This window comes from Pseudomonas sp. Kh14 (assembly GCF_900291005.1).
Taxonomy (GTDB): domain Bacteria; phylum Pseudomonadota; class Gammaproteobacteria; order Pseudomonadales; family Pseudomonadaceae; genus Aquipseudomonas; species Aquipseudomonas alloputida.
In genome coordinates this window covers 1-262 of record NZ_OLKJ01000155.1, presented here as the reverse complement: position 1 = coordinate 262, position 262 = coordinate 1, and the positions used below count along the sequence as shown (strand labels likewise).

Genomic DNA, 262 nt, shown 5'->3' with positions numbered 1-262 from the left:
GCTCTACCAGCTTGCTCTCTCAACTGACTTACCATTGATGAAATCACCGTCATCAGCGGGTCATCTGAATAATCCTGCTGCCATGCATCAACGTAGACTACAGGATGATGTGCTTTGAGGTCTTCTGCCCAGCGTTTAAGAAAGTACGTCTTACCGCTGCCCCATTCGGAGTTCAGGTTGAGTACGTAATTACGCTTCTTGTCTTCACCGTCTCTGCTCTCGTCATAGCCCTTAGATGCTAGAAAGTTTGATAGATACTGAG

At 46.9% G+C, this 262-nt stretch carries 1 protein-coding gene; it reads right to left on the bottom strand.

The window, feature by feature from the left end:
- Positions 1-262 (bottom strand): P-loop NTPase fold protein (locus FQ668_RS27665; RefSeq protein WP_218570913.1); only part of this gene is annotated, 262 nt, incomplete at both ends.